Annotated in this window: 13 protein-coding genes and 1 pseudogene; 3 read left to right on the top strand and 11 right to left on the bottom strand. The window is 64.1% G+C overall.

Annotation, left to right across the window (positions count from 1 at the left end):
• Positions 1 to 86 precede the first annotated feature (86 nt).
• Positions 87 to 1,373 carry a phosphopyruvate hydratase gene (eno, locus tag ACEW7X_RS13015; protein ID WP_068366623.1) on the top strand — a complete coding sequence of 429 codons (1,287 nt, stop codon included), beginning with the start codon at positions 87 to 89 and terminating at the stop codon, positions 1,371 to 1,373.
• A gap of 60 nt (positions 1,374 to 1,433) precedes the next feature.
• Complete coding sequence (gene ftsB, locus ACEW7X_RS13010) at positions 1,434 to 1,763, top strand: cell division protein FtsB (RefSeq protein ID WP_127775000.1); 330 nt, start codon at positions 1,434 to 1,436, stop codon at positions 1,761 to 1,763.
• Positions 1,764 to 1,951: 188 nt separating this feature from the next.
• On the opposite strand, the pseudogene ACEW7X_RS13005 reads toward ftsB, so the two are convergent.
• Together ACEW7X_RS13005 and ACEW7X_RS13000 are read right to left on the bottom strand one after the other, a co-directional pair.
• A pseudogene (locus tag ACEW7X_RS13005) lies at positions 1,952 to 2,412 on the bottom strand (hypothetical protein); the annotation flags it as partial.
• An 83-nt stretch (positions 2,413 to 2,495) separates the two neighbouring features.
• The gene (locus ACEW7X_RS13000; RefSeq protein ID WP_420177287.1) at positions 2,496 to 3,125 is read right to left on the bottom strand and encodes a TetR/AcrR family transcriptional regulator; all 630 of its coding nucleotides are present in this window, start codon (positions 3,123 to 3,125) and stop codon (positions 2,496 to 2,498) included.
• Between the two features lie 272 nt (positions 3,126 to 3,397).
• On the opposite strand from ACEW7X_RS13000, the gene ACEW7X_RS12995 reads away from it, so the two are divergent.
• Complete coding sequence (locus tag ACEW7X_RS12995) at positions 3,398 to 4,234, top strand: EamA family transporter (RefSeq protein ID WP_420177286.1); 837 nt, start codon at positions 3,398 to 3,400, stop codon at positions 4,232 to 4,234.
• A gap of 25 nt (positions 4,235 to 4,259) precedes the next feature.
• On the opposite strand, the gene ACEW7X_RS12990 is transcribed toward ACEW7X_RS12995, so the two are convergent.
• The 9 genes from ACEW7X_RS12990 to lptE all read right to left on the bottom strand — a co-directional run bounded on the left by ACEW7X_RS12990 (position 4,260) and on the right by lptE (position 15,207).
• On the bottom strand, positions 4,260 to 5,276 hold the full coding sequence (locus ACEW7X_RS12990; RefSeq protein ID WP_420177285.1) for a hypothetical protein: 1,017 nt from the start codon (positions 5,274 to 5,276) through the stop codon (positions 4,260 to 4,262).
• A gap of 355 nt (positions 5,277 to 5,631) precedes the next feature.
• Positions 5,632 to 6,570, bottom strand: coding sequence for an Hsp33 family molecular chaperone HslO (locus tag ACEW7X_RS12985; RefSeq protein ID WP_068366608.1), 939 nt, complete (start codon positions 6,568 to 6,570; stop codon positions 5,632 to 5,634).
• A gap of 45 nt (positions 6,571 to 6,615) precedes the next feature.
• Complete coding sequence (locus ACEW7X_RS12980) at positions 6,616 to 7,137, bottom strand: gamma carbonic anhydrase family protein (protein WP_068366607.1); 522 nt, start codon at positions 7,135 to 7,137, stop codon at positions 6,616 to 6,618.
• Positions 7,138 to 7,197: 60 nt separating this feature from the next.
• Complete coding sequence (locus ACEW7X_RS12975) at positions 7,198 to 8,637, bottom strand: AMP-binding protein (RefSeq protein WP_068366604.1); 1,440 nt, start codon at positions 8,635 to 8,637, stop codon at positions 7,198 to 7,200.
• Positions 8,638 to 8,787: 150 nt separating this feature from the next.
• Positions 8,788 to 9,807: a UDP-2,3-diacylglucosamine diphosphatase gene (locus ACEW7X_RS12970; RefSeq protein WP_372726434.1), complete on the bottom strand. Its 1,020-nt coding sequence runs from the start codon at positions 9,805 to 9,807 to the stop codon at positions 8,788 to 8,790.
• A 93-nt stretch (positions 9,808 to 9,900) separates the two neighbouring features.
• On the bottom strand, positions 9,901 to 11,358 hold the full coding sequence (locus ACEW7X_RS12965; RefSeq protein ID WP_415358552.1) for a THUMP domain-containing protein: 1,458 nt from the start codon (positions 11,356 to 11,358) through the stop codon (positions 9,901 to 9,903).
• A 902-nt stretch (positions 11,359 to 12,260) separates the two neighbouring features.
• Positions 12,261 to 13,526 (bottom strand): glutamate-5-semialdehyde dehydrogenase, encoded by a 1,266-nt coding sequence (locus ACEW7X_RS12960; protein ID WP_130486775.1) that lies wholly within the window; start codon positions 13,524 to 13,526, stop codon positions 12,261 to 12,263.
• 34 nt (positions 13,527 to 13,560) lie between these two features.
• Positions 13,561 to 14,604, bottom strand: coding sequence for a DNA polymerase III subunit delta (holA, locus tag ACEW7X_RS12955; RefSeq protein ID WP_068366598.1), 1,044 nt, complete (start codon positions 14,602 to 14,604; stop codon positions 13,561 to 13,563).
• Between the two features lie 15 nt (positions 14,605 to 14,619).
• Positions 14,620 to 15,207, bottom strand: a complete 588-nt coding sequence (gene lptE, locus ACEW7X_RS12950; protein ID WP_068366594.1) for an LPS assembly lipoprotein LptE — start codon at positions 15,205 to 15,207, stop codon at positions 14,620 to 14,622.
• Positions 15,208 to 15,218 lie beyond the last annotated feature (11 nt).

The following is a 15,218-nucleotide window of genomic DNA, read 5'->3' as shown; positions in this document are numbered from 1 at the left end:
TGCCATGAGCAGGACGCACAGGCTGCTTGCAGGCGCCTTGGGCGCAAGAACACATGAATCAGTAACCATCTGGGGGTTTTAAGACAATGAGTGCTATCGTCGACATCATCGGCCGCGAAATTCTGGATTCGCGCGGCAATCCCACCGTCGAATGCGACGTCCTGCTGGAATCCGGCGCCATGGGCCGCGCCTCGGTACCGTCGGGCGCATCCACCGGTTCGCGTGAAGCCATCGAACTGCGTGATGGCGACAAGTCGCGCTATCTCGGCAAGGGCGTGCTGCGCGCCGTCGAGAACGTCAATACCGAAATCTCCGAAGCGCTGATCGGCCTGGATGCCCAGGAACAGACCTTCATCGACCGCACCCTGATCGAGCTGGATGGCACCGAGAACAAGGAGCGCCTGGGCGCCAATGCGATGCTGGCCGTGAGCATGGCCGTGGCCCGTGCTGCCGCCGACGAAGCCGGCCTGTCCCTGTACCGCTATTTCGGTGGCAGCGGCCCGCTGAGCATGCCCGTTCCGATGATGAACATCATCAACGGCGGCGCGCACGCCAACAACTCGCTGGACCTGCAGGAATTCATGATCCTGCCGGTGGGTGCCCGCAGCTTCCGTGAAGCGCTGCGCGTCGGCGCCGAAGTGTTCCATGCGCTGAAGAAAATCCTGCACGACCAGGGCCTCTCCACTGCCGTGGGAGACGAAGGTGGCTTTGCTCCCAGCGTGGAAAGCCACGAAGCGGCCATCCAGTTGATCCTGCGCGCCATCGAGGACGCCGGCTACGAGCCGGGTACCCAGGTTGCGCTGGGCCTGGATTGCGCCAGTTCCGAGTTCTACCGCGACGGCAAGTACCACCTGGAAGGCGAGGGCGGCGTTTCCCTGACCGCCGAACAGTTCACCGACCTGCTGGCAACCTGGTGCGACAAGTATCCGATCATCACCATCGAAGACGGCATGGCCGAAGGCGACTGGGCCGGCTGGAAGCACCTGACCGAGCGCCTGGGCAAGAAAGTCCAGCTGGTGGGTGACGACCTGTTCGTGACCAACACCAAGATCCTGAAGGAAGGCATCGACAAGGGCATCGCCAATTCGATCCTCATCAAGATCAACCAGATCGGTACGCTGACGGAAACCTTCGCTGCCATCGAAATGGCCAAGCGTGCGGGCTACACGGCAGTCGTGTCGCACCGTTCGGGCGAAACCGAGGATTCCACGATCGCCGATATCGCGGTGGCAACCAACGCCATGCAGATCAAGACCGGTTCGCTGTCGCGCTCGGACCGCATGGCCAAGTACAACCAGTTGCTGCGCATTGAAGAGGAACTGGCGGACGTGGCGCATTATCCGGGCGTCGAAGCTTTCTATAATCTGCGCTGATCGTAGCCGGGAGGGGGCAGCGGGCATGGTGCCTGCCAGCCTTCCCAGACGGATAATCCCATGCGGCTGTTCGCCCTGCTTCTGTTGATTCTGGTTGGCCTGATCCAGTACCCATTGTGGCTGGGCAAGGGCGGCTGGTTCGCGACCCATGAGTTGCAGCAGCAGCTGGTCGAGCAGTTGGATGTCAACGAAGGCTTGCGTGCGCGCAACCTGGCGCTGGATGCTGAAGTCCGTGACTTGCGCACCGGCACCGAGGCGCTGGAAGAGCGGGCCAGGGGCGAGTTGAGCATGATGCGCCAGGAAGAAATCTTCGTACGCATCCTGCCGCCCGGCGCCCCGCTACCCGAAGTCAAGCAGCCGGACCCCAAACAGGCCAACCGGCGCCGCTGAACCGGACTTGCAATCGGCTGATGCCAGTGCCGTCGGTGACGATCGCTCCTTGTGAACTGACCCCAGGGGTTGGACGGTCGGCTAAAGCCCTAAAGCCCTAAAGCCCTAAAGCCCTGAGGCCTGAGCCGGGAGTGTCGGCTGGGAGTGTCCTTCATGCCGGGTTCCAGGCGAATTGACCAACAGACGGAAGGCTGGATGAATCGCTCTTCACCATGGAGAGCGAATTGATTCATGACGGTCTGCCAATCATGGGCAGAACGATCCCATTTTTTAGTGATGTGGCATAGGGCCAGCCAGATCAGCTTGTTGGCAGCTTCGCCGTCAGGGTAGTGGCCACCTGTCTTGATGGCCTTGCGTACCGCTGCCAGCGCCTCAGGCATGTCCTTGAGGCCATCGTAGGCAGCGCTCAGGAGTCCAGGACATCACGGGTCTTCGATCGTTAAAGACCCCGTATCCAGAATGTAGAACAGACCGCCTTGTCGCGCGCCATGGCATCCTCGCGGATCTTGACTCGCAGGCTATCGAAGAGCGCGACCAGGTGCATGATCTCCAGCGGCCGGACTTGCCAGGCAGGCGCTTCGGCCATGCCCTCGTCGTCAAAACCCGTGAAATGCCGCCCATGCTTGGGAATTAGGATGGGTTCGAAACTCGCCGAGATGCTAGAAGATGCGCCATCTGTCACTGCGCTACTCAACGCACTTTGTCCCAAGGCTTGATGGATGCCGATCTTTTTTATGGAAAGATGCCCAGCATGCGCAAACAGTTTTCCGTGACTGCTTGTGCAAACGCCGTGCAATCCTTTGCTTGAGCGGCGATCACGTCATCGGTTGCGCCATGTACGCCCGAGTAGATCAACAGCGCTACCACTCTCGGATTTTCCGGTGTCCAGAGACCGGCAACCGTGCCGCCCTCAATGATCCCGAGCAACTGATCAAGAATGGCATTCTTGGCCTGGTTGGAACGATCATGATGGTGATGGTTGGTGTAGACAATGTCGTGTATGCGGAATGTGTCAACGTAAGTCACGACACTGGCGTGGATCCAGGCGCGTAGCCGTCCGACCCAGTCCCCTTCCGCACAGGCGTCAACTGCCGTTTCCAGGCTAACAAGGAATTGATCGGTATAGCGTCTGCCAAGCGCCTCCAAAATCTCGTTCTTGGACGAAAAGTAGTGATAGAACGTGCCCTTGGCTACCTGTGCAGCCTCGACGATTTCGTTAATCGTCGTCGAGTCGACGCCTTTTTCGAGAAATAACCTTTCCGCCGCGTTCATCAGTTCATCCAGGCGAACTTCCGCTGGTTTTGTCCGAGGACGGGGCGCTTGCTTGCCTGGCTCCTTCACATCGGAGGACATCTTGTACATTTCTTGGTACTCGATTTGCGTCAAAGTGAGTAGTTTAAAGGTAAGCGCTCAATGATCAGCCCCCTATTTGTTTAGCATGAAATGCATCATCATTGTGTCCGCAAGGACATTAGCGGACGCAATGAAGCAGAACAGGGCGCCGGTTACCGGGTCTTACACGTCAGCGGCCGGCGAGACAGCGGCGGCTTGCATTGCCGGCCGGTGAGGATTCCAATGGCAAGATCCGTTTTTTCGGTTTCATTTTGGTCTGTCGCGTAGGGATGTAGATCGCCATGTCGCTGTTGGTATTTGGGTTGGTGCTGATGGCTGCCGCGTGTCACGCCTCGTGGAATGCCATCGTCAAGGGCGGGACGGATACCTTGTTGAGCACGGTGCTGGTAGCATTCGGTGCGATGCTGATGGCTGGCGTGGTGCTGCCCTTCCTGGATATGCCAGCGCGGGCCAGCTGGCCATTCATCGCAGTTTCCATGCTATTGCAGGTGGCGTATTACGTTCTGCTGGCCAATACCTATCGTATTGCGGACATGAGCCAGACCTATCCAGTCATGCGCGGCACGGCACCACTGATCGTGGCCTGCGCGGGCGCCTTGTTCCTGCATGACGCCGTTGCGCCCGCTGGCTGGATCGGCATAGTCGTCATTTGCCTGGGGGTGCTGAGCATGGCCCTGGCGCGTCGCGCCGGGCAGGATAGCCGCGGGGTCAGGCTGGCCATGATCAACGCGGTATTCATTGCCAGCTATACGCTGGTCGATGGCGCAGGTGTCCGGCTGTCGGGCGCACCGGCGGCTTATACGCTGTGGATCTTTCTGCTGACCGGCGTGCCGTTGCTGGTATGGGCGCTGGCTACGCGCTACCGGGCGTTCATCCGTTATCTGCGCGGCAATTGGCCGATGGGCATGGTGGGAGGCGCGGGCACGCTGGTGTCCTATGGCGTAGCACTGTGGGCCATGACGCAGGCGCCGGTGGCCATGGTGTCGGCGTTGCGCGAAACGTCCATCCTGTTTGGCGTATTGATTTCCGGCCTGATCCTGAAAGAGCATATTGGCCGGCAGCGCTTGATCGCCGTGGCTGTGATTGCGCTGGGCGCCGGGGTGCTGCGGCTCGCCTGAGGCGGGTGCCGGCTTGGGGGGTGTGTCAGCCGCTGCAGCAGAACATCAACCCGCAAAGCGGTTCACCGGCTTCGGGCAAGCCGCTTCCGGCGGGGGCGCCGGGGGCTTCCGGTAGGCTGGGAGACGGGCCAAGTCCGTCGGGCAGAGAGACTGCAGGGGTAGTGGGCCAGGTGAGCCAAGGATCGCGATCTGGATCGTGATGGCTATTCTCTGGCGGCGTGGAAGGCGCGCCTGGGACGGGCAGCGGCCATGGCGTGCCGCTGTTTTCTGAACCAATGGACGTGGGCTCATGCGCGTTGCCCGAGGGGATGGGGCTGCCTGCGCCGGCCGGGCCGTCGGTGCTTTGCAGGCGGCGTTGCGGCCATGCCCAGGCTTCGGACGCCATGGGCAGCGCCGCGCGACGATAGATCGGCCAGAGGCCGGCCTGGGCGATGGCAGGGCCATCCGTGTCCCCGGCACTGGCAAATAGCGTGCTTCCCAGGCGCAGCAGCCAGCGGGCCGGCGGGCTGAGAGGACGATGCAGATAGCGCAACTGCAGGGTCAGCACATTGGCTTCGAAGACGTTCTGCCCGGAAGCGATGCCCTGGCCTTGTTGCCAGCCTCTGGCCAGGTTCTCGCGATGGCGCAGGTCCTGGTAGTAGAAGGCCAGCGCAGCGGCACCAGCGTCCGCAGGCTGTGCAGCGGCGATATTGCCGGTGATATCGCGTCCCGGCGCAGCATGGTCGGCCAGGCTGTCGGGGCCAGGGTTGAGGATATCCAGGCGCCAGACGGGCAGTCCGCCGCTGGCCTGCTGACGCCTCTGCCAGGCCTGGTATAGGCGGGAGCCTGGCGTCTGGCTGGGCGCATCAGGCAGGCTGGCCCGCATCGTGTGCTCGAAGGCCTGGCGCATGGCCTGCGGGCGTGCGTGATCACTGGCGCCGGCGCGCAGCGCATCCAGCAGCGCGACTTCGGCGATTTGCGCCATATTGCCGGCATGTTCCAGTTCCAGCGCCGCCAGCGAGATGCTGCCGAGCACGGCAAAGGCCAGGCATGCCTCGGCCATGCTGCTGCCAGCCTGGCGCCAGGGTGAACCGGCGCAGACGGAGGTGAGCGGCGCGGTCGTGCCGGGGCCGTGGCGAAGGCAGGGCGGAAGGCGGCGCATGGAGCAGGCTGGGAGGCAGGCAGAAGAGATATGCATCTGCCAGCAGTCTGCCCGCCCGGCTGGCGTCTGTCAGGTCGCAGAATTCCCCATTTCCCTGTAAGCGAGAGACGGGGGTGGGGCATGCCTAGGGCGCCGGGTGCCGAGCGGAATGCAGGTTTAGTATAGGCTGCGATGGCCGGCCGTATGGTTGCCCACCAGGTGGCCGGCGCTGGCCGGCTTTGTTCGGGCCTGGCACGGTGCGAGCGTGCCAGTCTGGTCAGTGTCGCGTTTCCGCCTGGTCTGCGCTGGGGGCAGGGCTGGGGGCCGTGAAAAGTGCGGCGGCATCGACCGGGTCGAAGACATACGGCTTGCCGCAGAAATCGCACTGCACTTCGATCTTGCCCTGTTCTGCGATGATGGCATCGGTTTCCTGCTGGCCCAGCATGCGCAGCATGCCGGCAACGCGCTCGCGCGTGCACGGACAGAAGTAGCGGATGCTGCGCGGCGGGAGTTCCAGCAGGCTTTCCTCCCAGAACAGACGATGGATCAGGATGTCCGTGTCGTGGGCCAGCAGTTCCTGGTAGCTCAGCGTGCTGGCCAGCGTGACGGCGCGTTCCCAGGAGTCGTCCATCTGGTCGGCCGGCAGTTCGCTGTCGGTGGCCAGCGTGCCGCCGTGATCGGGCAGGCGCTGAATCAGCAGACCGGCTGCCCGCTTGTCGTTGGCGGCAAGCCAAAGACGCGTATCGAGCTGTTCGGACGACTTCATGTAGTGTTCCAGCACTTCGGAAACATTGTTGCCGACGAGAGGGACGACAGCCTGGTAGGCCTGTTGGCCGGGCAGCTTGTTGCGCGGGTCGAGTACCGCGACGAAACGGCCCTGGCCGCCGGGGTTGAGCAGCGCCTGCAAACCCACGCCTTGCGGCCAGGACTGGCCGGAGCGCAGTTTGACGGTAGCGCGGATGGAGAGATCGCTGCGGCATTCCACGACCAGCAGCGCGATGGCGCCGTCGCCCTGGATCTGCAGCAGCAGCGAACCGTCCAGTTTCAGATTCGCCGTCAGCAGCGTTGCGGCGGCAACCAGCTCGCCGAGCAGGTCACGCACGCCTTCGGGATACTGGACGTGCTGCAGGGAATCCTGCCAGGACTGATCCAGCGAAGCCGTGACAACACGGACGCGACGATCGGTAAAAAGGTATTTTTTCAGGGTGTCGGTCATGATGGCTACATCTTAACTCAAGCCCATGGCCGGCTGGCGCCAGGCTCAGGCGAGTCGCCGCAGGCGGTTGCGGTAAAGCTGCGCGCGCGCCACATATCGCTGTGTGTTGGCATGCAGGCCGGCAATTTCTTCGTCGTCCAGCGTGCGCACAACCTTGCCCACGCCGATGACCAGCGAGCGATCGGGAATATGACGGCCTTCAGGGACCAGCGCGCCGGCGCCGATCAGACAATCACGGCCGATCACGGCGCCATTGAGGACGACGGCCTGGATACCGATCAGGCTGCCCGCCCCGATCGTACAGCCGTGCAGCATCGCCTGGTGGCCGACTGTCACGTTTTCAGCGACTGTCATGGGAAAGCCGGGGTCGGCATGCAACACGCAGCCATCCTGGATGTTGCTGTTGGCGCCAACCACGATGGGGGCGCTGTCGCCGCGCAGGATGGTGCCTGGCCAGAGGCTGGCACCGGCATGCAGGGTGACGTCGCCGATGACGGTGGTGTTCTCGAACAGGAAGGCATCCGGGTCGATGTTCGGGGTCAGGTCATCCAGTTGGTAAATGGGCATGGCAAGGCGCGGCTAGGGCAGGAACAGGGAGCAAGGACGTGGCGTGCGGCGCACAGGCGGTCAGGCGGTGGAGCCAGGCGCACGCCGGTTGCGTGGCAAGGGTGTCTTGGGTTTCGGGGCCGGGCGATGGTTGGCGCGGCTGGCTGACGGCCGACTGCTGCGGTGCGAGCCCTGGGCTTTTTCGGCAGCCGGGGGCGGCAGGGGCATGATGCGGCCTTCGCTGTCGAGTGCCGCCTGCAGCCCGGTGCGCATCCAGGTAGCAGGCGCGGGCTGGATTTCGCCTTGTTGCCAGATGCCGACCGGAAACAGTGGGTCGGCATGGCCGTGTCGGTCGTATTGGCGCAAGGCCAACTCGCCCTGTACGCCCGGCGGCAGTTCATTGTCGGCGGGGTCGAGTGCGGCCAGGTAATGGCCAGGATACGGCCGGCCGGGGCTATGGTCGGCAACCGGCCATTTTTCGCCGCTGTCGCCAGCCAGGCCATACATGCCATGCACGCCGTAGACCGCGTTGGGGCGGCGGCCCAGCAACTCCTGGCAGCGTTGCATGTCGGTTTCCCGATAGGCGTCGGTCACGATCGCGGCGATGGCGTTGAGGCTGGCCAGGGGCAGGGGCGGATGGCCTGGTGCGCAGAATTCACGCAGGGTGTCCTGGGTGGCGATCATGTCGCTGATGCGCAGGCGGTAGAGCCGCGACAGCAGCGAAGCGGCATCGGGTGGTTGTGTGATGGCAATGGCCGTGGCGCCGAAGTACAGGGCTGGCAGCACCGCACCCAGCAGGACATCTGCCTGCGACCAGTTGGCGGCCACCCACAGGCGGTCCTTGCCGCGCGGGAACCAGTCCAGCGAGGCGACAAAGGCGGGAAGGTTGCCGATCAGGGCGCTGTGCGGCAGCAGCACACCGCCATGATGCGGGCCGGCTTCCGGCGGAAAGTGCAGCATGGCCGGCGCATCCGGCGGCAGCGGTACGGGTTGCAGGCCGTTGGGCTGGCGGGCCAGCAGGCCTTTCCAGGCGATGCAGTGTTCGCTATCCATGCCCTGGCCCACCAGACGCGTGCCTGCCGGCAGGCGGGCGCGTTCAGCCAGGTAGGCCGCCAGGGCCAGATCATCAAGCACGACGACACGCGGGGCGGCCTGGCGCAGGCGCTGGGCCAGTTGCGTGGGCGACAGGCGTGCGGACAGCGGCATGACGATGGCGCCCAGGGTCCAGGCGGCCAGTGCGGCGATGACCAGGTAGGCCGGGTCGGAGAGCAGCAGTGCGACACGGTCGCCACGCTGTACGCCCATGCGCGCCATGCCGCCGGCCAGCCGGCTGGAGATATTCTGCAATTGGCCGTATTGCCAGGTTGTGGCATCGCCTTCGCTTTTTTCGACGACCAGGGCGACGCGGCGGGCGTCGGATGGGCTGATCGCCCATTGGACACAACAGGGCTGCGCCAGATTGAACTGGGCAGGCAACAACCACCGGAAGGATTCGTAAAGCTGCGAATATTGGTCGTTCATAGGCCCGTGGGTAGGGAGGGCGCAGGGGTGCGACAGGGCCGCACGCGTGCAGTAACAGGCGTGCGAGCGATGCGCGCATGCTTGCGCTGGTATGCTTTCACGCCATAAGCATGAACCAGGGCGAAGGATTGCGCAATATGCCCGACGGTTTTAGCGTGTTTTCCCCGACGTTCGCAGGCCGGCGCTTTTACTTTTCCGGCTCAGGGCGGAAGGCAGCGCGGGCAGGGAAACCGGTTGGTGCGAGGCTGTTGGGTGGCGTGCATGCAGGTTGGCATGCACAGACCAGTCCAGCAAGGCAAGCTTGCCGTCGTGATCCTCGGTCAGCGCCGACAGGCTTTCTACCCAATCCCCGTCGTTACAGTACAGGATGCCGTCGATGTCGCGCATTTCCGGCTTGTGGATATGGCCGCAGATGATGCCGTGCATGCCACGGCGCCGCGCTTCGCCAGCCAGGGCTTCCTCGAAGTCCGTGATGTAGGTGACGGCGTTCTTGACCTTGTGCTTCAGGTATTGCGACAGCGACCAGTAGTGCAGGCCGCGGCGGTGACGGAAACGGTTGTAATGGTTGTTGATCCAGATGGCGCAGGTATAGAGGCGGTCGCCCAGGTAGGCCAGCCATTTGCCGTGCTGGATGACGGCATCGAAGCGGTCGCCGTGCATGACCAGGAAACGGCGCTTGTCCGCCGTGAGATGCTCGATCTCGTCGTGGATCTCTATGTCGCCGAAGGCATAGCCCAGGAACTGACGGGCGAATTCATCATGGTTGCCGGGAATGAAATAGACGCGCGTGCCATTGCGCGACATGCGCAGGATTTTTTGCACGACGTCGTTGTGCGCACGCGGCCAGTGCCAGTGGCGCCGCAATTGCCAGCCGTCGATGATGTCGCCAACCAGGTACAGCGTCTGGGTTTCGTTGTATTCGAGGAAGTCCAGCAGGAAATTGGCCTTGCAGCCCGAAGAACCGAGATGCAGGTCGGATATCCAGAGCGTGCGCCAGCGCCTGACGGTCTTGCCGCCGGAAGCCGTGCTGTCGGCGGCCTGGCCGGCCTGGTCTTCTGGATGAGGCGAGGTGGTCATGGCGGCTCCCGTACGATGGCGTTGCACACATGGAAACACGGCAGGATGACGCGTTTGTGACCAGGGTGCGGCGCCTTGGCGCCTGATATCCATTGATACGGTTTTTCCGCAGCAGGCCCGGATCGTGTTCGATTTTTTCCGGTGCGAATGGCGCCGTTCCCGTTTGCGGAAACGGCGCTTTTTGCTTTAGCTGCGGTTCGAACCTTCGACCAGGTCAAAGGAGAACAGGCGGCATTCCAGCGAGCCGTTGAAAACGGGCTGGCGGCGTGAAGCCTTCAGGCGCAGCGCCTGGGGCAGAGACATGTCATTGGAAATGACGTTCAGGCGCCATCCGGCGTAGCTGTGCTTGAGATGGGTGGCCCATTCCTGCCAGAGCGCGTCTTCGTGTTCATCCAGGCGTTCGCCATAAGGGGGATTGGTCACGATCCAGCCGCTGTCGGCTGGCGGCGCGAAATGACGCGCGTCACCGACTTCGAACCGGATGGCGTCCGGGCTCAGGCGCGCACGTTCTGCGTTGCTGCGAGCCGCAGCGATGACGGCGGGGTCAAGATCTACGCCGACCAGCGGTGCATCCAGCGAGGGCAGGATGGCAGCCTGGGCTTCCTGGCGCAATTGACCCAGCTGGTAGGCGTCGTAATCGCGCAGGCGTTCGAAACCGAAGGGGCGGTTCATGCCGGGTGGCACGCCCAGTGCGATCCATGCCGCTTCGATCAGGATGGTGCCACTGCCGCAGAACGGATCGAGCAGTGCTGCGGCGGGGTCCCAGTCGGATAGCGCAAGCAGGCCGGCAGCGAGGTTTTCGCGCAAGGGGGCGGCACCCTTGTCGTAGCGCCAGCCGCGCTTGAACAGCGATTCGCCTGATGTGTCCAGGTAAAGCGTCGCGGTGTCTTCGGACAGGAACAGGTGCACACGGGCGTCAGGACGGACGGTGTCGATATCCGGACGCGCGCCTTCGCGTGCGCGCAGGCGGTCGCAAATGCCGTCCTTCACGCGCAGGTTGCAGTATTGCAGGCTTTGCATGGGGCTGCGGATGGCCGAGGTATCGACGCGCAGCCGGTGTTCCGGGCCGAACCATTGTTCCCATTCCGTATCTACGGCCAGTGCCAGGATGTCGTCCTCGGTCTGCACCGGCGCCTGGGCCAGCTGGATGAGGATGCGGGTCGCCAGGCGTGAGTACAGATTGGCACGCATGACGCCGCGCCAATCTGATTCAAAGTGGCAGCCGGCACGGCCCTGGCGCACTTCGACGAAGTCCAGGGCCTGCAATTCTGCTTCCAGCGCGGCTTCCAGGCCTTGCGGGCAGGAAGCGAAAATCTTGAACACGGCAGACTCGCGGGCGCTGGCGCCAGCGCCAATGGTGCTGTTGCGCGGCTGGAAACCATGGTCGCGCTGTTCACGGCCCTGGAAACCGCCTTCCCGGCGGTCGCGGGGTTGGGATTCGCCTTCGCGGCGCGGGCGGGACTGGAAGTCAACGTCACGACGCGGGCGCTGGGAGAAATCACCCTCGCGGCGTTCACGCGGCACGAAGCTGCCCTCGCGACGTTCGCGCGGCTGGAATTCGCCTTCGCGGCGCGGGCGGGACTGGAAGTCACCGTCACGACGCGGGCGCTGGGAGAAATCACCCTCGCGGCGTCCACGCGGCACGAAGCTGCCCTCGCGACGTTCGCGCGGCTGGAATTCGCCTTCACGGCGCGGGCGGGACTGGAAGTCACCGTCACGACGCGGGCGCTGGGAGAAATCACCCTCGCGGCGTTCACGCGGCACGAAGCTGCCCTCGCGACGTTCGCGTGGCTGGAATTCGCCTTCGCGGCGCGGGCGGGACTGGAAGTCACCGTCACGACGCGGGCGTTGGGAGAACTCACCCTCGCGGCGTTCACGCGGCACGAATCCGCCTTCGCGACGTTCGCGCGGTTGGAATTCGCCTTCGCGGCGCGGGCGGGACTGGAAGTCACCGTCACGACGCGGGCGTTGGGAGAACTCACCCTCGCGGCGTTCGCGTGGCACGAATCCGCCTTCGCGACGTTCGCGCGGTTGGAATTCGCCTTCGCGGCGCGGGCGGGACTGGAAGTCACCGTCACGGCGCGGGCGTTGGGAGAACTCACCATCCCGGCGTTCACGCGGTGCGCGCTCTCCGGCAGGGCGCTTGTCGCCGTCGTCCTGGGCGCGCAACCTTTCCTTGTGCACGCGCGCCCGGCTGCCGGATCGCATGCTGGGGGTGTCTTTTTTCTGCGCGGAAGGCGCTGCAGGACGGGCCGAGATGGACAGGGTCTTGCGGGGAGGTGCGGAATCGTTGGATGACATGGATGTGGCGGCAGGCCGCGCAATAAGAAGAAAAAAATCCGGCAGGTACCGGGGAACGTCAGTGCCGATCATTCATCGGCGGGATAAGGAGATATCCTTTTTTCCCGTGCAGCAGGCAGGACCAGATATCCTCGCGCCCGGCGTCATGGCATCCGGGCAGGGCAGTTTCATATGCAGTGCGCAGGCAGGTCGCCGCCCGAGCGGCAATGGCTGCCTGCGTTGTCCCTGGCCAGGGCCGCCAGCCTTCAGCCGCGTACCTGGCCTTCGCCGGTCAATACCCACTTTTCGGTGGTCAGGCCTTCGAGGCCGACGGGACCACGCGCATGCAGGCGGTTGGTGGAAATGCCGATCTCCGCACCCAGCCCGTACTCGAAACCGTCGGCAAAGACAGTGGGCAAGTTGACGTAGACCGAACTGGAATCGACTTCGCGCTGGAAGCGTTGGGCTTCGCGCAGCGCTTCCGTCACGATGCTTTCGGTATGGCCGGAGCTCCAGGTGGCGATATGCTCCATGGCATCGTCGATGGAATCAACAACGCGGATGGCAAGGATGGGCGCCAGGTATTCCGTGGCCCAGTCTTCATTGCTGGCTGCATGCGCTTGCGGAACCAGCGCGCGGGTGCGCTCGCAGCCACGCAGTTCTACGCCATGATCCAGCAAGGCACGCGCCAGGCCGGGCAGGAACTGATTGGCCACCGCCTGGTGCACCAGCAGGGTTTCCATCGTGCCACAGACGCCATAGCGGTAGGTCTTGGCATTGAAGGCGACGCGATGCGCAACGGCCAGATCGGCGTGCTGGTCGACGTAGACGTGGCAATTGCCGTCCAGGTGCTTGATCATCGGCACCCGTGCCTCGGCCGACAGGCGAGCCACCAGGCTCTTGCCGCCGCGCGGCACGATGACATCGACATATTCCGTCATGGTGACCAGATGGCCGACGGCGGCGCGATCCGTGGTTTCCACGACCTGCACGGCCTCGGCCGGCAAACCGGCGGCTGACAGACCCTGGCGCACGACGGCACCCAATGCGATATTCGAATGCAGGGCTTCCTTGCCACCGCGCAGGATCGCGGCATTGCCGGATTTCAGGCACAGGGCGGCCGCGTCGATGGTGACGTTGGGGCGGGATTCGTAGATGATGCCGATCACGCCCAGGGGCACACGCATCTTGGCAATCCGCATGCCATTGGGGCGTTGCGTCGTGGGCGACAGGCTGCCGACCGGGTCAGGCATGGCGGCGATCTGTTCCAGGCCGGTGGCCATCAGGCCCAGGGTTTTTTCCGAGATACGCAACCGATCCACCAGTGCCGGCGGCAACTGGTTGTCTACAGCGGCCTGGAGATCCAGGGCATTGGCGGCCAGGATGGCCTTGCGCTGCTCGTGCAGGGCCTGGGCCATACCGCGCAGGGCGTCGTTCTTGGCCTGGCTGCTGGCCCGCATCATGTGGCGCGATGCGGCACGGGCGCGCTGGCCCAGCTCCTGCATGGCGGTGAAAAGCGTATCGGTGGTCATGGGGGCGGAGAAAAAAATAGGGCTATGCGCCATTCTATCCGGCTCTGGACGGCAGTGACAGACGCAAGGCCAGTCGCAGCATTTCTTCCCAGGGATCCTGCATGCGTCCTTCCACCCGTAGCCCCTTGATGAGCCGGTCTATGTCGTGGGCATGCTGCACGGCGGCGGGCCAGATACGTGGTGGAATCCGGCCCAGGGCCTGGCGCGCCAGGCGTTCATGTTCGCCGAAGACACGCATTTTCCGCATCAGGGCATTGAGGTCCTGGCCGGCGGCGCGCGCCTGGGCGAGACGGGCCAGCAGGCGAACCTCTTCGCCGACGGCCCACAATACCAGGGGCAGTGCTTCGCCTTCGGCACGCAGGCCGTCCAGGATGCGTGTCACCCGGGCCGGGTCGCCGACCAGCATCGCGTCGCGCAGCCCGAAAATGTTGTAGCGCGCGACGTTCAGCACGGCAGACTGCACTTGTTCGGCCGACAGTTCGCCTTCGGGAAACAGCAGGCCGAGCTTGAGGATTTCCTGGTGGGCAGCAAGCAGGTTGCCTTCCACCTTCTCTGCCAGCCATTGGCGCGTATCCTTGTCTACGCTCTGGTTCTGCGCCGCCAGCCGCTCGCCTATCCAGGCGGGCAGGCGTGGCAGGTCGATATTGGGAATTTCGATCAGCGTACCGCTGCTGGCCAGCGCCTGCAGCCATTTGCTGTCGCGCAGGGTTTTGTCCAGCCGAGGCAGCGCAAGGATGATCAGGGCATCGGGCAGGGCCTGGCCGCCAGCCTGTTCGGCCATGCGTTGCAGGGCCTCGGCGCCCGGCTTGCCTGGCTTGCCGGTGGGCAGCTTGAGTTCCAGCAGCTGGCGGTCGCCAAACAGGGAAATGCTGCGGGTGGATGCTTCGATCTGCGACCAGTCGCTGCGCGCGTCGACGACCATGGAACTGCGGTCGGTGTAGCCTGCGGCACGGGCGGCCTGGCGTAGCAGATCGACGGTTTCCATGACCAGCAGGGTTTCGTCGCCTGCCACGATATAAATGGGCGACAGGCTGTCAGGCTGGCGGGCCAGTTGCTGGCGCAGGTGGGAAACATCCATGGGTAGGGTGTTGCCTCAGGGTTGCAGCGCGGGCGCCATGCGTCCGCCGCCTTCGGCCGGGGCCGGCGGCAGTTCGGCGTTTTCCTTCTGGTAGGCCTCGAAGGCCTCGGCAACATCCGGGGCCGTCAGGCGCCGCAGCAGGCGCTCGACCAGGCTTTGCTCCATGCTGTTGAAGAGGGTGTCCATTTCGCTTTGCTTGGCCTGGACCAGTTGTTCTTCATAGGGCATGTCGCGGCTGGCGGTGAGCGTGGTGTCCGGCAGCAGGATGTCGCCGCTGGCTGTCGTGAGCCGGAAGACATAGCTCAGGATGAGTTCGTACTCTTCCACGCGGCCCTGCGGCGTCAGGCTGACTTCGCGCTGGGTACGGGAATGGCTGACCTGGATCAGGCTGGCGGCGGCCTGGTCGGCGCTGTCCACCAGGCGGGTGCCGGGCGACGCCGCCTGCAGCGCGCGTCGCAGGCTGGACCCGAAGCGGGTGTTTTCCGGGATGCTGATGTACAGGCTGTCGAAGGGCAGCGGCGACACGCCGCGCAGCGTGAAGCCGCATGCGCCCAATGTGAGCATGAGTGCCAGGGTGGCCAGTATGCGCAGGGAACGGGACATGCTGCTTCTCC

The organism is Kerstersia gyiorum (genome assembly GCF_048595715.1).
GTDB classification, from domain to species: Bacteria; Pseudomonadota; Gammaproteobacteria; order Burkholderiales; family Burkholderiaceae_B; genus Kerstersia; species Kerstersia gyiorum.
Note: the sequence above shows the minus strand (reverse complement) of the source record. Positions and strands in the feature narration are given on the sequence as shown.

Bases quoted from the DNA above. Each gene is read 5' to 3' on its own strand.
- eno (WP_068366623.1), top strand. From the start codon at position 87: ATGAGTGCTATCGTCGACATCATCGGCCGCGAAATTCTGGATTCGCGC.
- ftsB (WP_127775000.1), top strand. From the start codon at position 1,434: ATGCGGCTGTTCGCCCTGCTTCTGTTGATTCTGGTTGGCCTGATCCAG.
- ACEW7X_RS13000 (WP_420177287.1), bottom strand. From the start codon at position 3,125: ATGTACAAGATGTCCTCCGATGTGAAGGAGCCAGGCAAGCAAGCGCCC.
- ACEW7X_RS12995 (WP_420177286.1), top strand. From the start codon at position 3,398: ATGTCGCTGTTGGTATTTGGGTTGGTGCTGATGGCTGCCGCGTGTCAC.
- ACEW7X_RS12990 (WP_420177285.1), bottom strand. From the start codon at position 5,276: ATGGCCGAGGCATGCCTGGCCTTTGCCGTGCTCGGCAGCATCTCGCTG.
- ACEW7X_RS12985 (WP_068366608.1), bottom strand. From the start codon at position 6,570: ATGACCGACACCCTGAAAAAATACCTTTTTACCGATCGTCGCGTCCGT.
- ACEW7X_RS12980 (WP_068366607.1), bottom strand. From the start codon at position 7,137: ATGCCCATTTACCAACTGGATGACCTGACCCCGAACATCGACCCGGAT.
- ACEW7X_RS12975 (WP_068366604.1), bottom strand. From the start codon at position 8,637: ATGAACGACCAATATTCGCAGCTTTACGAATCCTTCCGGTGGTTGTTG.
- ACEW7X_RS12970 (WP_372726434.1), bottom strand. From the start codon at position 9,807: ATGGATATCAGGCGCCAAGGCGCCGCACCCTGGTCACAAACGCGTCAT.
- ACEW7X_RS12960 (WP_130486775.1), bottom strand. From the start codon at position 13,526: ATGACCACCGATACGCTTTTCACCGCCATGCAGGAGCTGGGCCAGCGC.
- holA (WP_068366598.1), bottom strand. From the start codon at position 14,604: ATGGATGTTTCCCACCTGCGCCAGCAACTGGCCCGCCAGCCTGACAGC.
- lptE (WP_068366594.1), bottom strand. From the start codon at position 15,207: ATGTCCCGTTCCCTGCGCATACTGGCCACCCTGGCACTCATGCTCACA.